We start from the raw sequence: 16,276 nt of genomic DNA on the forward strand, positions 1-16,276 counted from the left end.
CCCGGTGCGGCTGCTTCGGGAGCATCTGGCGGAGGGCGTCATTGAACTTGTGCGGCATTCAGGCGATCCCGTCAGGCGTCTACAACCTCACTACCCGGCAAGCCCGATCCTGCAACAAGATCCTTCTGGGGTGAACTGCGTGCAACCACGATCGCTTCAAGCCGAGCCCTGTCCGAAGCCGTAACGTCGATGCTGATACCAGTACGCATCCCGCAATGTCGCATGTCGCACCGACGTTGGGAATCCCAAACAGGACTCCTCCGTCCCGATCAATCCACTAGGTCTCACCTTGTTTATCGCCGCGCAAACGTCCTTTGTGCGTCCAATTAGGCGCACGGCGCTCTAATCCCGAACGACAGCCTGTGTATCCGGAGCCTCTGGCGCTTTGCGTCCGCGCAGAGCATCATTGGCCTTGATGACCAGGCTTTCCAGCCCGTTTGGTAGGAACAGGATGGCGAGAATGAGAGTCACGCCATAAAGCAGCGGCCGTATCTGGTCGGCGCCGATCGCCCGCAGGACGACCTCATCGATGATGGTCAAGGCGACTACGCCAAGGATCGGCCCATACCAGCGGCTGGTGCCGCCGACGATCGTCCAGATCAGGACATAGACCATGGTGTCCACGTCGAACTGGTTCGGATTGACGGTGCTGAGATAGTGCGCATAGAGCGCACCGGCCAGGCCGGCAAAGAAGGAGGCGATCACGAACGCCAGCATTCGGTAGCGGAACGCATCGACGCCCACCGATTCGGACAGCTTGTCTTGCCAGTGGATCGCATGAAAAGTCAGGCCTATCCGGGATTGTTCGACGCGATACAGAACCCATAGCGAGATCAGGACGACAATCAGGACCAGATAGTAGTAATTTTCCGGGTTGTAGAAGTCGATATGGACGGAGCCTATATTGATTTCGGGAAGGCCGGGGATGCGCTGGATGCCTTTCGGCCCGCCGAACGGATTGGTGAAGCGCTTCCAGATCAGCCGCAATATCTCGCCCGCGGCAAACGAGCCGATAAGGAAATAGAATCCCTTCATGCGAAACAGGGGGAAGCTCAGAACCATTGCTACGAGCGCCGCCGTCACCGCGCCGGCCAGCATTGCCAGGGGTACGGGAAAGCCGAAACTCTTCGCAAAGAGCGCGCTGGCGTAGGCGCCGGTGCCCATCATCACGACATGCGCCAACGACCACTCGCCGGTCAAGGTCTGCAGTCGGTAGCTGACTACGACGAGCACGTTGATGGTGAGCAGGACAAGCAGTTCCTGCTGCGAAAAGCTGACGAAATGCGGGACGCCGATCAACAGCGCGGCAAGGATGAGAATGCCGATCAGGCCGGCTCCGCCCATGGTGGTTTTTTCAGGCACGTTCGCGCACTCCAAACAGGCCCTGGGGCTTCACCACCAGCACTGCCAGCATCAGCAGCAGGCCGACGATATTGGCGATCACGCCATCGTAGAACGTCGTCACGAAAGTGTGGACGAAAGCGTACAGGATGGCCGCCACCACGGCGCCTTCGAGGCTTCCGATACCCCCCACGATGATGATGATGAACGCCGTGACGATCACCGAATGGCCCATATAAGGCGAGGGCGCCACCAGCGGCGCGGTCATCGCACCGGCGACTCCGGCAAGGGCTGCCCCTATGAACATCGCATAGCGTGCGGTCTGGTTGATAGAGATGCCCTGAAGGGCAGCGGCTTCGCGATCCTGCGCGCAGGCTCTCAGCGCCCATCCGAATTTGCTTCGCCGCAGGAATAGCCACAGCGCCGTCAAAAGCGCCACAGTAACAAGGATCACGGACAGGCGCTCATAGGTCAGGAACGCCCCGCCGACCGTGATACGCCCTTGGGAAACCGATGGCACATTCTGGTTGCGCAGGCCGAAACCAAGCACGGCGAGGTTTTGCAGGATCAACAGGAAGCCGATCGACGCGATCAGCCCGCCCAGCGGATTGGTTCGCAGCGGCCTGAACAGGGCCAGTTCCATCAATATCCCGAGGCAGCCGACAAACACCAGCCCCAGAGCCACAGCCACGAAGAACGGCAGGCCGAGCCAAGCGTAGAAGAAGACGATCCCATAGGCACCCGCCATGTAAAGTTCACCGTGGGCGAAGTTGATGACGCCCATAACGCCGAAGATCAGCACCAGCCCGACCGCGATCAGGGCCATATAGCTGGCGGCGTAAGATGCATTGAAAACAGTCTGCAGGAGAAAATCCGGCATGGTCTATCCAGTTCGATAGCTAGCGGTTTTTTTGGAGGATGCTGCCGGGCCGGATGGGGTCCGGCAGCGCATTTGTGTCAGGTGCGCTGGCTCCACATCTGGCCGAGATCGGTCATGTGCTTGATCAGCAGCGGCCCGTTCTTGTCCCACCAGTCGGGGATCGAGCGGAACTCGGCGATCGTCGCCTTGCCGTCGCGGATGACGACGACCGGCCAGTCGCCGACCAGCGCATTGTCGATGCCGAACAGTTCCTTGCCCCACCAGCGCGCCTCGCCGAACGCATGCTTGCCCTTGCCGCCTTCCTTCATGGCGGTGAGCACGTCGCCGGGTTCGGCACTGCCGGCGCGATGGGCTGCATCCGCCCACAGTTCCATGATCGAGGCGTATTCCCACGAAACGGCCGACCACTCGGTGGCGCCGTAGCGCTTGACGTATTCGGCGTAGAATTCGTTCGGCTTCTTGAAGTTGATGCGCGGGTCGTTGAGCGCCTTGTCGTCGAAGTCGGGGAACTGGAAGATAACGCCTTCCATGAATTCCTTCGAGGTCCGCTCGACGATGCGCTGGTAGAAGTCCAGCGTGCAGGAGATGATCTGGCCTTTGAAGCCTTGCTGGAATGCCTGCTCGCACAAGGGCTGCACGTAGTCGGCGTAGCAGGTGTCGAGGCACAGTATGTCGGGCTTTTTCTCCAGAAGCTGCGTCATCACTGGGGCGAAATCGGTTGTCGCGGGATCGAAGAACAGCGGATCGTTGGCCATCTTGATGCCCCTGGCCTCGAAGGCCGCGAGATAAGTCGCCACCGACGGCTTGCCCAGCGCGTCGTCCTGCGCGCAGATGACGGCCGTCTTGAGTTCCGGCCTGTTGTCCGCGAGCCAGTCCACGCCGGTGACGTTGTAGATCGGGTGCACCTCACACGGCGCGATGAGAGTTTTGGTGTCGGGCGTAAGGTCGCTCGGCAGCAGGGTCGAGACCATCATGCCCTGACGGGCGGCGATCTCCTCCACGCCGGGCCAGGAATTGCCACCCAGCATCATGATGAATTTGACGTTGTTTTCGCGGATCAACTGGGTGGCGCCGGTGCGCGCCTTGCCGGCGTCGTCCTCGTCGTCATAGGAAGCGAACTCGATCTTGTGCGCCTTGCCGCCGATGTCGATGCCGCCAGCCGCATTGGCCCAGTCCGCCCAGATTTTGCAGCCATCGAGGCCGGGCTTGCCCCACGCCGCGACGGGGCCTGTCAAGGGCGCCATGAAGCCGATCTTGATGACGTCTTCCTGCGCAAAGGCCACCTTCGGCATGGAGATGACCGGCAAAAGTGCTGCGCTTGCCGCGCCAGCCAAAAGTGATCTTCGATTAAGCGTGATATTGGATGCAGATTTCATGACATTTCCTCCGCTGAGCGAATAGCCCGTCGGAGAAGTGTCCCCGTCCGGCCTGTTCCCGTTGTCGACCCTACCTTGTTTGGGAATGCGCCGGTCCGACTGTTGCGCCTCCATTTCTTCATCCCCGTACCTTCACCGAAGCGACCCGGCCTCATGCTCCCTTGCTTCACCGCGGGCGTCGGCCAACTTTTCCCGCGCGCCCAGGAGGATGACTGCCGCCATCAATTTTCTCGGGTCGCTCAGCGTTACCGGGCGCTCCCTGTGCCAGCGCGCCAAGCGGGCGGTGGCCTCCTGCAGCCCGACAAACTCGAACGTGTCTGACGAAACGACTTCCTGGCGAACGCCGGCAAGCAGTTCGCGGCCCTTGACGCGCCAGCGCTCCTCATAGGCGGGCCGATGCAGCCGCTCCATGCGCAGATGGAAGAGCGAAGACCGCGCGGTCCGCGGCGCCGTCATTTTCTCGATCCAGCCGTCGCAGGCGGCCCAGGCCTGCGCTGCCGCAGCCCTGATCTGAGCGGTGTTCGCATGGCCATCGACGCTCTCCAGCGCCGCCGCCTGATTGGTGAGGCTCGCCGCGATCCTCGGATCGCCGGCAGCGAAGTCGTTGCGGGCCAGCCGCAGCGCGCCGGCGAAATTCGAGCGGGCTTCTTCCGTGCGGCCTTCCGCAAGACAGGACAGCGCCACCTCGTTCAGGCGTTCCCATTCGAGATCGGCCTCGCGCCATCCGGCGGCGATCAGCTCGGAAAAACTCCATTCTTCACGCACCGAGATAAGCCCTCCTGACATGGTCGTCGGCCCTCAGATCCGCTGCCTTACCCTCGATCGCGACGGTTCCGATCTCGAGGACATAGGCGTAGGACGCTAGCCGGAGCGCCAGTCCGGCATTCTGTTCCACCAGAACCACGGGCACGCCCGTTTCGGCGATGTCGGCCACGATCCGGACCATTTCCTGGACCAGAACCGGCGACAGGCCCATCGAGGGCTCGTCGAGCAGAAGCAGCTTCGGCCCCGACATCAGCGCCCTGCCGATTGCCACCATCTGCTGCTCGCCGCCGGAAAGCGTGCGGGCCCATTGCGTGCGGCGTTCCTTGAGCCGTGGGAAGCGCTGGAAGATGCCGTCGATATCGTTTTCGATCCTGCCCTTGTCGGTTCGCAAAAACGCGCCGATGCGCAGATTTTCCTCGACGCTCAGGTCCGGGAAAATGCGGCGGCCCTCCGGCACATGGGCAATGCCGCGCGCCACGATCTTTTCAGGCGGTAGATTGTCTATGCGCTCCCCATTGAAATGGATTTCGCCTTTCGAAGGCTTCGCCAGCCCTGAAATGGCCCGCAGCGTCGTGCTCTTGCCGGCGCCGTTGGCGCCGATAATCGTCACGATGCCACCCGAAGGCACTTGCAGGTCTATGCCCTTCAGGGCGGCGACCTTCTGGTAGTGGACATGCAGATTGCGGACTTCAAGCAGCATCTTCGCTACGCCCCAGATAGGCTTCGATGACGCGCGGATCGGTGCTCACTTCCTGCGGCGACCCCTCCGTTAGGAATTGGCCGAAGCTCATTACCGTTATGCGCTCGCACAGCCCCATGACGGCTTGCATGTCGTGCTCGACCAGCATGATGGTGATGTCGCGCTCGTCACGCAGCCGCCTTACATGGTCCATCATGCGCTTGGTCTCTTCCGGGTTCATCCCCGTAAAGGGTTCGTCCAGCAGGATCAGCGTGGGATCGGCCGCCAGCGCAACCGCCATGCCCAGCGCGCGCTGATAGCCGTGTGGCAGGCTCGACGCCGGTTCGTCGGCGAGTGCACCCAGATCGAAAAGCTCCAACGCCGCGCGCGCCTTGCGTTCGGCCGCACACTCGATCGCGGAGTCCGACCCGATGATGCGGGAAAGGAAGCTAGCGCCGGCGCTGCGGTGGCAGCCGACGCGCACATTGTCGATGACGCTGAATTCCTGGAACAACGTCGTTCCCTGAAAAGTCCGGATAAGCCCGCGCTGCGCGAGCTTGCTTGTCTTGAGGCCCGAAACATCCTGGCCTTCATAAAATATGTTGCCGCTGGTCGGCTTGTAGTAACCGCTGACTAGGCTGAACGTCGTCGTCTTGCCAGCGCCGTTGGGGCCGATAAGACCGTGGATGCTGTTGCGCCGGACAGAAAAGGACAGATCGTTGACCGCCGTCAGACCGCCGAACTTGCGGGTAACGTTGCGCAGTTCAAGAATAGGTGCATCGGACAGAGTAGGACCTCCCTTAGCTATTGCCAGCTTAGGTCAGTCGGCGCGAGATTCCTCGTCTACCGGCCAAGCCTATTTCGTTCCCAGATAGGCCTCCAGTGAATCGTCGAGCGCTTCCAGCCACGGCGTGTGGTGCTTCGGCGCCATGGTGCCGGTCAGCAGCGACCGATAGCTGTGGTTGCGGAAGCCCATGATGTCGTCCATCTTGTGGTGTTCCCACTCCATGAACGTCTGGTTGACCGCATCGATATCGAAGGTCGGATAGTCGGTCGCCTCGATCAGTTCCTTGGTGTAGTCGCCCTGGAACCAGATGGCCTGCTCGGCATCCTCGAGCGTTGCCTCGCGGTCTGCCCATTTCTGGCTGTCGGCCTGCATTTCCGCTTTTGAAGGCTGCTTGATGCGGCCGAGGATGAGGTCGCGCGTGTACCAGGCCTGCGCGTCGAACATGTTGAATGTGTAGAACTGGTCCTGCATGCCGAGGTAGAATAGCTTCGGGTTCTTGTCCCAGACTACGCCCTTGTAGAGGCTCTGGACCCACATGCGGTTGGCGGTCTTCAACCGCAGATCCTCAGTCAGGAACGGGAAATAGTGCAGATAGCCGGTGCATAGGATGATGGCGTCGAAGTCGCGTGACGTTCCGTCCTTGAAATGGCAGGTCTTGCCGTCCACCCGCATCAGCAGCGGCTTTTCTTCCCAGTTTTTCGGCCATTTGAAGCCCATGGGCTTCGATCGATAGCTGTTGGCGATGAAGCGCGCGCCGTATTTGTAGCACTGGGAGCCGACATCCTCGGCCGAATAGCTGCGGCCGATCAGCAGAATATCCTTGTCCTTGAATTCAAGGGCGTCGCGGAAGTCGTGCGAGTGCATGACGCGCCCACCAAACTTGTCGATTCCGTCGAAATACGGCACGTTCGGCGACGAGAAATGCCCCGACGCCACCACCACATGGTCGAATTCCTCGGAATAGACCTCGTCCTTGATGCGGTCATAAACGGATACCGTGAATTTCCCGCTGGTGTCGGAATAGGTAACCATGCGCACGGCGCTGTCGAAGCGGACCCATTTGCGGACATCGGCCTTTTCGACACGGCCCTTGATGTAGTCCCACAGCACCGCGCGAGGCGGATAGGAAGCTATCGGGCGGCCAAAGTGCTCTTCAAACGTGTAGTCGGCGAATTCCAGGCATTCCTTCGGGCCGTTCGACCACAGATAGCGGTACATGCTGCCATGGACTGGGTCGCCATACTCGTCGGTGCCGGTACGCCAGGTATAATTCCACAAGCCACCCCAGTCCGACTGCTTTTCGAAGCATACGACTTCGGGAATCGCGGCGCCCTTGCTCGCGGCGGACTGAAAGGCCCTGAGTTGGGCAAGCCCCGATGGCCCCGCGCCAATGACAGCTACTCTCCCCGCCATTCAAGTCCTCCCAGACTTCTCTAGTGCTAAATAAATTTCACTGGCAGTGACATTAATTGGTTTGATCGACCTGTCAACCGGCGATGCGATGCAAGCGTATATGACGAGGTGCAGATATAATGGACGCTCGATTGGTACGCTTTACGCCTGTGGCAAAGCTTGCTACCGCACGAGGAAGAGGGTATTCTTGTCACGCAAGAAATTTGACGTACAGGAAAAATTCTTACCCGAGGATATCATGCCTTTGACGGACTATCCGGTGATTACGCTTGGGCCTCCGCGCCCGAGTCTGGTCCTGCGCCCTGGAATGCTGGTTCCGGGGATGGAGCGCTACCACGTTGCCGGAGCGGGCGCGGTGTTGGTCGAGATCGAGGCTGGAGACCGGATTGCGGTGCGCAATGCCGAGGGCGGGCAGCCATGCGAACTGGTCGCTTTCGACGGTGCGGGCCGCAGCGATGCCGGCGTGCTGGGGGCGAAATCCAATTCCAACGCGGCCGGGCTGAAGGCGCTGCTGCTGGCTGGCGACGAAAGCCTGCGCGGTTTTCGCTATGGACTGGAACTCCGACGCCTTCAGCTTGCCGGGGCCGAGGCGATCCGCTTTTTCGATGCCGAGACGCCCGCAGGCGTGGAACAAACGTTCACAGCCACCCGCAACGGTGTCCTGATTGCGGCGGCGCCCGGCGGCCCGATGAGAATCGATGGCCACGATACAACGACGCCGCTGGTGCTGACGGTGCAGCGGGCACGGCCGCGTATGCGCGGCCGGTCCGACCTCGCCGACCCGCTTGCCGACCCGTTGCTCGACCTGAGGGTAAAGTCGAAGACTGCCGAATCCTATTTCGTCAAGGCAGGCGACTACCTCCAGATCATCGACGTAGACGGCCGCCAATGCACTGACTTCCAGTGCTTTTCGGCGCGCAAGCTCGACAAGGGCCGCGACCTGGCGCTGGACGTCACGGCGACGCGCTCGCTGATGGGCCATGCCTATCCGATGCCCGGCCTGCACGCCAAATATTACGATCAGGATTTCGAGCCGCTGGTGGAAGTGGTGCAGGACACCTGCGGACGCCACGACGCCTTCGCTCTCGCCTGCTACGCCAAATATTACGACGATATCGGCTATCCGGGCCATGCTAACTGTTCGGAAAATTTCAACCGCGCGCTGGCCGACCACGGTGTCAGTGCCCGCGCCGGCTGGATGGCGGTCAACTTCTTCTTCAATACCGGCATCGATGCGCACGGCGTGATGTATTCGGACGAGCCGTGGTCGAGGCCGGGCGACTATGTGCTGCTGCGGGCCCTGACCGATATCGTGTGCGTCTCCTCGGCCTGCCCGGACGACACGACGCCGGCGAATGGCTGGGACCTGACCGACATCCATGTGCGGACCTATTCGGGCCAGCACAAATTCTCGCGGGCGATAGCCAGACGCGTTACTCCAGATTCCGAGCCAAAAATGACCCGTGAAACCGCTTTCCATTCCAGCTTTGCCAAGCACACCCGCAACTTCATCGAATACAAGGGCTACTGGCTGGCGAACGATTTCGCCAAGGAAGGGCCGATCGAGGAATACTGGGGCTGCCGCGAGAAGGCGGTGGTGATGGATTTGTCGGCGCTCCGGAAGTTCGAGATCACCGGCCCCGATTCCGAGGCGTTGCTGCAATATACGCTGACGCGCGATGTCAAGAAACTCGGCGTCGGCCAGGTTGTCTACAGTGCGATGTGCTACGAGCACGGCGGCATGATCGACGATGGCACGCTGCTGCGTCTGGGCCATGACAATTTCCGCTGGATCGGCGGCGACGACTATTCGGGCGAATGGCTGCGCGAGACGGCGCAGAAGCTCGGGTTGAAGGTGCTGGTGCGGTCCTCGACCGACCAGATGCACAACATTGCCGTGCAGGGGCCGAACAGCCGCGCCATCCTCAAGGAAGTTGTCTGGACGCCGCCCACTCAGCCAGCGCTGGACGAGTTGGAGTGGTTCCGCTTCACCATCGGCCGCATTGGCGGTGCCAACGGCGCCCCCATCGTAGTGTCGCGCACCGGCTATACCGGCGAATTGGGCTACGAAGTGTGGTGCCATCCGCGCGATGCCGAGACGGTGTTCGACGCAGTATGGGATGCCGGCCAGCCGCATGGCTTGAAGCCGATGGGCTTGCTCGCCCTCGACATGCTGCGCATCGAATCCGGCTTGATCTTTGCCGGCTATGAGTTTTCCGACCAGACCGATCCGTTCGAGGCCGGCATCGGCTTCACCGTGCCGCTCAAGTCGAAAACAGACGATTTCGTTGGCCGCGAAGCCCTGATCCGGCGCAAGGAAAACCCGACCCGCAAACTGGTCGGTCTCGACATCGACGCCAATGTCGCCGTCGGCCATGGCGACTGCATCCATGTCGGCCGCGCCCAGATCGGTCAGGTGACTTCGGCCATGCGCTCGCCGTTGCTCGGCAAGACCATCGCGCTGGCGCGGGTCGACATCATGCATTCGCAACTGGGAACCGAAGTGGAGATAGGCAAACTGGACGGCCACTCGAAACGGCTGCCAGCGACGATCGTGCCGTTCGCGCATTACGATCCGGGTAAGATCAGGCCGCGCAGCTAAACCAGAATCGACCATCCAAAGTCGAAACACATGGAATCCAGCCGAAACGGAGTGTTTTTGTGTCACATTATATTCTGACCGTCCAATGTGAATCCCGCCGAGGCATTGTTGCCGGTATCTCCGGCTATCTTGCCTCACAAGGATGCAACATCACCGATTCCTCGCAATTCGACGATGAACTGACCGGTACATTCTTTGCTCGCATTACCTTTCGTTCGGAAACGGGGGTCGAAAGTGATGAATTGAGCAAAGGATTCGCAGTTGTTGCCAATGACTTTGGAATGGAATGGAAAATCTTCGCGGCCGCAGAACGCACCAAGGTGCTGTTGATGGTATCAAATTTCGGCCACTGCTTAAATGACTTGCTATACAGATGGCGCATCGGAGCTCTCCCAATTGAAATAGTGGGCGTTGTCTCCAATCATCTCACCTATCAAAAAGTCGTCGTAAATCACGATATCCCGTTTCACCACATTAAAGTAACGAAAGACAATAAGCCCGACGCGGAGGCCCGTCTTTTAACCGCGATCCAGGACAGTGGAGCTGAACTTGTGGTGCTGGCCAGATATATGCAGATTCTTTCGGATGCAGTATGCCGGAAGATGGCGGGTCGAGTGATCAATATTCACCACTCCTTCCTGCCATCATTCAAAGGTGCAAGCCCATACCAGCAGGCTTTTGAACGCGGTGTAAAATTGATCGGCGCCACAGCACACTATGTCACGCCAGACCTCGATGAAGGCCCAATCATCGAGCAAGATACGGTCCGTATTACACATGCCCAGTCCCCAGATGATTATGTGAGCCTTGGTCGCGATGTAGAAGCCCAGGTTCTGGCCCGGGCAATTCATGCTCACATTCACCGGCGCGTTTTCGTAAGTGGCAATAAGACGATTATTTTCCCTGCAAGCCCAGGAAGCTATGCCTCTGAACGGATGGGATGAATGCGCCAGAAAAGCTGCTCCGTCGGATAATCTTCTTACCACATATGGTCAGTAGCGATCGACTGACAGTCAATTGGCTACGTTTGACCTGGGTCAGAAAGGAGCCCAAACAACCGCGCCGAGAATTCACATGTGCCGCTGCGAAAGCGGGAGCGAACGATGCAGCGCTTTCAATCACCGGGAAGCCTTCAGCGCTCGTCTTGATCTTCCCCGTCATCCGAAACATCTTCCTTCCACCCCATTCACAACGCTCCGCATTCCAAAGCCGCCTTCACCGCATCCACGCGATCGCGGAGTGGAAAGCCGTTACGGGAACCAGGGTTTGAATTCTGCGGAGACAAAATAAACCCCACGATTCCGCACTCTAGTTAAAGTGACATCGCCCGGCCACCTCGTGTCCTCAAGCGAACTAGCCGAATGCAGCAACTACTTCGAAAACGCCGGATACGCTTCCTTCAAAACCTGAAACTCTAGCCTTGCTGCGCCCGCGCCTTGCTCCCGAAAGCCGGCGGACTTGAACCACATGGCTATTATGTTTACCAAGGTGAAATATCGACCACAAGGACGGTAGGGGTGTTGGCGGTGGCGAAATTGAAAAAATCAGCGACGGATGAGCAAGAACCTCCTGCCGCGATTGCTGCGAGCAAGGCCAGCCCTAAACCCCTGACCCAGGACCCTCATGCCGTCCGCGACACCAGGGAAAAGGTGCTGGAAGTCGCAATCGGCCACGAAGTTCGCGCATTTCGCAAGAAACTCGGCATCACGGTTGCAGACCTTGCCGCCGCCACCAACATTTCTCTCGGCATGCTTTCGAAGATCGAGAACGGCAATACCTCGCCGTCGCTGACGACGCTGCAATCGCTGTCGCGGGCGCTTGGTGTTCCGGTAACGGCGTTTTTGCGACGATTCGAGGAAGATCGCAACGCTGTCTTCGTGAAGGCGGGCGAAGGGGTCGATGTCGAACGACGCGGCACCCGGGCCGGACACCAGTACACGCTTCTCGGTCATATCGGTTCCAATACGGCCGGCGTCGTCGTCGAACCTTATCTCATTACGCTGACGGAAGATTCGGACGTATTTCCGACGTTCCAGCACGACGGGATGGAGTTTCTCTACATGCTGGAAGGCGAGGTCGTGTACCGCCACGGTAGCAATCTCTATCGGATGATGCCCGGCGACAGCCTGTTTTTCGATGCCGATGCCCCGCACGGCCCACATGAACTGACAAAACTGCCGATGCGCTACCTGTCGATCATCTCTTACCGCCAGGGCGGCGGACAGGTTTGAGCCGTGTCAGGAATTCTTTGGTCGAGCATCGGATTTAGCCGAAAATCGGATGTTGCTTTGATCCGCTTCTAATCCGGCCCATACCCCGATGAAGTCGGCGCGCCGTCGTCATGTTTGGACAGCCATTCGACCACGGTCGGCCGGTAGCGCATCAGCCCCTTGTACTCGGCCAATTCGCTCGGCACGTCGCGCAAAACCCGGTGGAAGCGGCGTGCCCATTTCGGCGACGTCACCAGTTCGTCCATCTTGATCAGGTAGCAGCGGATCGGAAACAGCATGCCGTTGGAACGTGGCAGGCGGAAGAACATCTGCACTTCGACGCGAAGATGCACCTTCTCGCCCACATTCTCCGGCGTGACCGTCATCCGGTCCGTGCCCCATTTGTGATAATTTTCGGGGCTTGTGTCGAGGCGAGGGTTGATCGTCATCGTCCAGTTGAGGCGGCGTGCCGGCTGGCCCTGCTGCATGGCCATCAGGAATTTTAGCGCGCGCGTGAACACGCCCATTTCATGGGCCAGCGGCACCGGTGCATGCCATTCGAAGAAATTCATGCCGATATCGAAATCCAGCGACCAGTCGGCCTGAGTGGTGATCATGCCGGCATCCATCCACAGATTGCCCTCACGCTGGTCGAGCACGGCGAAATCGCCCTGGCTCTGCCGCGTTATATATTCCAACGGGCCATAAGGCAGCGTCGAGGTGTCCCCGAAGGTAAAGCGTTGGTCGATGTCGAGCGGCCGGTTGATCCAATGCCACTGGTCGTCGTCCCGCGTTAGCGTGAAATACTCCGGATAGTCTCGCGCCATCTCCGTCATCAGCAGTTCCAGCGTGTCCCAGCCGGCCAGTGTCATGTGCGGAAGCGATTGGCAGCGTAGCGGGTCTTCGGCAAGCACCAGCGCGCGGTCGTGCATCTCCGAGACATAATGTTCGTCAACGTCGAAAAGGTGCCCGAAGACGCTATCCTTGTTGCTGCTCCTTACATGCGGTTCTATATTGACCGAATACATGTAGCCGTCTTCATGGAAGGGAAACGGAAAGCGCCGGACCTGCTCGGGGCTGTTCTTGAACGAGAAATCGTCGCGAAACGTTTCCTGCCTGAAATTGATCGTCATGGTTTCCTCCCGATACGCCGGAGCGCCTTGCACCCATCCGGAAATGGAGCACGCTCCGGCATTTTCAAATAGCCTGACCCACCCGCCAGGCTAAATCCAGTCAACCTGCTAGCGCTCCAGGACAAGGGATTTTCCCTCGAACCGCGAGACGCACGGCATGATCTTCTTGCCGCTGCGATGTTCCTCTTCCGACAGGAAATGGTCGTTGTGCACGAATTTTCCGTCATAGGAGATGACGCTGGTTTCGCACTGGCCACAGACGCCACCCCGGCAAAGATAGGGCGGGTTGACCCCTGCCGCCTCGATCGCTTCAAGCAGGCTCTGCTGTTCGCCGACATGGATCTGCTTGCCGCTTACCGCAAGGTTGACGTCGAAGGGCGCCCCGTTCTGCGGCGCGGTGAAATGCTCAAAATGCAAGGCTTCGTCCGGCCAGCCAAGCGCCCTGGCGGTCGTCAGCACGGCATCGATCATGCGCATCGGCCCACACACATAGAGATGGGTGCCGACCGGCTGGGTGGAAAGCAGCCTGTCGAGGTCAAGACGGCTCTTTTCCTCGCTGTAGTAGAGGTTTATCCGATCGCCATGACGCTCACGCAGCATCTCGGCGTAAGCGCCATGCGTGTGCCCACGGCTGCAGTAATGCAAGTCGAAATTACCGCCATTGCGGGAAAGCTGCGCGATCTGCGCCATGAAGGGCGTGATGCCGATGCCGCCGGCAATCATCAGGTGCTTTTTTGCCCTGAGATCGAGTGAAAACAAATTGACCGGGTTGCTGATGACCATGCGTAAGCCGGGCTTGACCTGACTGTGCATGAACAGCGAGCCGCCGCGCCCCTGGTCGTCGCGCCTGACACTGATCGTATAGTCGGTGGTGTCGAGCGGCGAACTCATCAGAGAATAGGGGTTGAGTCGGGTCTGACCGTCCTCGCGCATTTCGATGACGACATGCGCGCCGCCCGAAAATGTCGGCAACAGCCCGCCTTCGCTTCGGCGGAAATGGAACCGCTTGACCAGATTGGTCACCGGAACGACATCGGTGACGGTGACGATGATCTTGTTGGTGCTGGCGCTCATTTGAAAACCTCTTCCTTCAAGGGGTTTTCGCTCGGATCTTCGGCGTTGATGCAGACACCCTGGAAAGCGGCGAAGCGCCGCGAATAATGATCCCGCACCAAAAGCAGCAGGCCGCAATGCGAACAGGTAGCAGGCTGTGTTGTCACGTTTTCGGTAATGCCCTTGCAGTGCACGCACTGCACCCGCCGCGCCAGCGAGCCCCGATGTTCGGTTTGGATCGAACGATGATTGATGCCTGCTTCAATCGCGGCGAGCATGGCCTGGCCGATCAGGCCTTCCGAGCCGGACAAATAGAGCCGGATGCCCATATGGGCATTGGCCAACACCTGCCGCAGGCGCGGCAGCGCGCTGGCAAAGGACGGGCTTTCATGGAACTGCGCCGGCTTCAGCCCGGCCAACGCCTCGCCATAGTGCGAGCCGGTATCTCCGGGAATGAAGATCACGCGCGCATTATCGAAAAAGCCGGCAGGTGCATTTTGCGCCATGTCGAAGATGGCCGACGCCCCTTCGGCGTCGGCGACGAAGAGGTGGTCCGTGCCGGGCTGCGGCGAAAGCGTTCCATAGACCGGCCGGCTTATGATCGGCGTTGCAGGCATTCCCAAGTTAGCCTTTCGCAGTCCGTTTCAGTTTCTTCGGGTCATCGAACGGCAGGGTATGGGCCGAAGCCTTGATCGTGCCGCTGCCGTTGTGGATTTCGAGCGGGGTGTCCTGCACGGCGCAATCGACATCCAGGCGGGCGATGCCCATGGATTTCCCGGTGAGCGGCGAAACCATCGCGCAGGTTACCACGCCGACCTTCTTGCCGTTCCGGAACACTTTGGCGCCTTCGTCGGCCGGCTCCTTGCCGTCCAGAAGGACACCGAAGATCTTGAAGCGCTCCTTGCCCTTCAGGCGGTAATGCTCCTCGGCGCCGCGGAACCCGGTCTTGCCGGGGCTGACGGTGAAGTCCAGCCCCAGTTCCCACAGTGTATCGCCAGGCCCCTCGTCGGCAAAGGGGTATTTCTGCGAATTATCATAGGGGTAGAACAGCAGATAGCTTTCGACGCGGAGCATGTCGAGGGTGGTGAAGCGGCACGGAATGATGCCCATGCTCTTGCCCTCCTTGACGATCGTGTCCCAGATCGCCCCCGCATCCTGGCCACGACAGAAGATTTCATAGCCGCGCTCGCCGGTATAGCCGGTGCGCGAGATCATGACGGGAAAGCCGAAAAGCTGCGTCTGCATATGGTGGAAGTAGTTGAGATCGCGGATGCCCGGCACATGCTTGGCGAGAAAGTCGACCGCAACCGGCCCCTGCAGGGAAAGATTGTGAAGATTGTCGTCGAAACGGATCGAGACGTCGCGGCCGACAGCGGCGCGCTGCAATTCCTCGTGGCCGGTGCCGGAACCGTGTACGACCATCCAGCTATTGGGCCCGAGACGGTAGATGACGCAGTCGTCGGTGAATTTGCCGGCCTCGTTCAGCATGCAGGCATAGACCGAACGGCCGGGCATGATCTTCTCGACGTTGCGGGTCGTCGCAAGGTCTATCAGATGCGCGGCATGCGGGCCGGTGATGTGCACCTTCTTGAGGCCCGACACGTCCATCAGGCCGGCCTTGGTGCGGATCGCGACGTATTCCTCGTTCGCGTCCTTGTCGTAGGACCAGGCCGTGCCCATGCCGCTCCAGTCTTCCAGCTTGGACCCGAGGGCGCGATGGCGATCGGCCAATGTCGAAAACCGCCAGGATGCCGTCATGATGCTCACTCCTACCTGTTTCTTGGTCTTTGTCGCTCCGACCGGGCGAAGCCGCAAAGGGTGTCGCCATACTGCCTCAAAAATCCTCGCACGCAATACTGGTATGCAAAAAATTTCATTGCAGGTAAATTGCAAACCTGCCCGAAAGCCCCCTGCCCCAGCCGTGCAGAGCCTCTCTGGACGACGTGACGAACCCTGTCTTTTTGTTTTCTAGCATGAAAAAAAAATTCACGGTAGTTGAAGTGGTTTTGTAAAACTGCTAGCACTTAAGCCGGCAAT

General features: G+C 59.6%; 15 protein-coding genes and 1 pseudogene. 5 read left to right on the forward strand and 11 right to left on the reverse strand.

Annotation, left to right across the window (positions count from 1 at the left end; genetic code table 11):
- Positions 1–184, forward strand: a 184-nt coding sequence (locus tag ACX3P1_RS20055) for a hypothetical protein (RefSeq protein ID WP_459081423.1), incomplete at its 5' end; no start/stop codon positions are given.
- A gap of 158 nt (positions 185–342) precedes the next feature.
- Here the strand turns inward: ACX3P1_RS20055 and ACX3P1_RS20060 are convergent.
- The 7 genes from ACX3P1_RS20060 to ACX3P1_RS20090 form a co-directional block, all read right to left on the reverse strand.
- Positions 343–1,362 (reverse strand): branched-chain amino acid ABC transporter permease, encoded by a 1,020-nt coding sequence (locus ACX3P1_RS20060; protein ID WP_459081364.1) that lies wholly within the window; start codon positions 1,360–1,362, stop codon positions 343–345.
- Positions 1,355–2,221 (reverse strand): branched-chain amino acid ABC transporter permease, encoded by an 867-nt coding sequence (locus ACX3P1_RS20065; RefSeq protein ID WP_459081365.1) that lies wholly within the window; start codon positions 2,219–2,221, stop codon positions 1,355–1,357. The genes ACX3P1_RS20060 and ACX3P1_RS20065 overlap by 8 nt, the downstream gene beginning before the upstream one ends.
- Positions 2,222–2,298: 77 nt before the next feature.
- Positions 2,299–3,597, reverse strand: a complete 1,299-nt coding sequence (locus ACX3P1_RS20070; protein WP_459081366.1) for an ABC transporter substrate-binding protein — start codon at positions 3,595–3,597, stop codon at positions 2,299–2,301.
- 132 nt (positions 3,598–3,729) lie between these two features.
- The gene (locus ACX3P1_RS20075) at positions 3,730–4,362 is read right to left on the reverse strand and encodes a hypothetical protein (RefSeq protein ID WP_459081367.1); all 633 of its coding nucleotides are present in this window, start codon (positions 4,360–4,362) and stop codon (positions 3,730–3,732) included.
- Positions 4,355–5,059 carry an ABC transporter ATP-binding protein gene (locus ACX3P1_RS20080; RefSeq protein ID WP_459081417.1) on the reverse strand — a complete coding sequence of 235 codons (705 nt, stop codon included), beginning with the start codon at positions 5,057–5,059 and terminating at the stop codon, positions 4,355–4,357. Before ACX3P1_RS20080 ends, ACX3P1_RS20075 begins: the two co-directional genes overlap by 8 nt.
- Complete coding sequence (locus tag ACX3P1_RS20085; RefSeq protein ID WP_459081418.1) at positions 5,052–5,855, reverse strand: ABC transporter ATP-binding protein; 804 nt, start codon at positions 5,853–5,855, stop codon at positions 5,052–5,054. The genes ACX3P1_RS20080 and ACX3P1_RS20085 overlap by 8 nt, the downstream gene beginning before the upstream one ends.
- 42 nt (positions 5,856–5,897) lie before the next feature.
- Complete coding sequence (locus ACX3P1_RS20090) at positions 5,898–7,241, reverse strand: NAD(P)-binding domain-containing protein (protein WP_459081368.1); 1,344 nt, start codon at positions 7,239–7,241, stop codon at positions 5,898–5,900.
- A 238-nt stretch (positions 7,242–7,479) separates the two neighbouring features.
- Between ACX3P1_RS20090 and ACX3P1_RS20095 the strand changes: the two genes are divergently transcribed.
- From ACX3P1_RS20095 to ACX3P1_RS20110, 4 genes and pseudogenes are all read left to right on the forward strand, one after another.
- Positions 7,480–9,843, forward strand: a complete 2,364-nt coding sequence (locus ACX3P1_RS20095; RefSeq protein ID WP_459081369.1) for a DUF1989 domain-containing protein — start codon at positions 7,480–7,482, stop codon at positions 9,841–9,843.
- A gap of 59 nt (positions 9,844–9,902) precedes the next feature.
- Positions 9,903–10,787 (forward strand): formyltetrahydrofolate deformylase, encoded by an 885-nt coding sequence (purU, locus tag ACX3P1_RS20100; RefSeq protein WP_459081370.1) that lies wholly within the window; start codon positions 9,903–9,905, stop codon positions 10,785–10,787.
- 93 nt (positions 10,788–10,880) lie between these two features.
- A pseudogene (locus ACX3P1_RS20105) lies at positions 10,881–11,113 on the forward strand (IS6 family transposase); the annotation flags it as partial.
- Between the two features lie 307 nt (positions 11,114–11,420).
- Positions 11,421–12,074 (forward strand): helix-turn-helix domain-containing protein, encoded by a 654-nt coding sequence (locus ACX3P1_RS20110; RefSeq protein ID WP_459081419.1) that lies wholly within the window; start codon positions 11,421–11,423, stop codon positions 12,072–12,074.
- A 68-nt stretch (positions 12,075–12,142) separates the two neighbouring features.
- Here the strand turns inward: ACX3P1_RS20110 and ACX3P1_RS20115 are convergent, their stop codons facing one another.
- From ACX3P1_RS20115 to ACX3P1_RS20130, 4 genes are all read right to left on the reverse strand, one after another.
- Positions 12,143–13,186, reverse strand: a complete 1,044-nt coding sequence (locus ACX3P1_RS20115; protein ID WP_459081371.1) for a heme-dependent oxidative N-demethylase family protein — start codon at positions 13,184–13,186, stop codon at positions 12,143–12,145.
- Between the two features lie 108 nt (positions 13,187–13,294).
- Positions 13,295–14,260: a PDR/VanB family oxidoreductase gene (locus ACX3P1_RS20120; RefSeq protein ID WP_459081372.1), complete on the reverse strand. Its 966-nt coding sequence runs from the start codon at positions 14,258–14,260 to the stop codon at positions 13,295–13,297.
- A complete protein-coding gene (locus ACX3P1_RS20125; RefSeq protein ID WP_459081373.1) occupies positions 14,257–14,856 on the reverse strand; it encodes a dimethylamine monooxygenase subunit DmmA family protein in 600 nt (199 codons plus the stop codon). The genes ACX3P1_RS20120 and ACX3P1_RS20125 overlap by 4 nt, the downstream gene beginning before the upstream one ends.
- A 7-nt stretch (positions 14,857–14,863) precedes the next feature.
- Positions 14,864–15,997, reverse strand: coding sequence for an aminomethyltransferase family protein (locus ACX3P1_RS20130; protein WP_459081374.1), 1,134 nt, complete (start codon positions 15,995–15,997; stop codon positions 14,864–14,866).
- Positions 15,998–16,276: the final 279 nt, after the last annotated feature.

It is taken from the genome of Mesorhizobium sp. A623, from assembly GCF_054489405.1.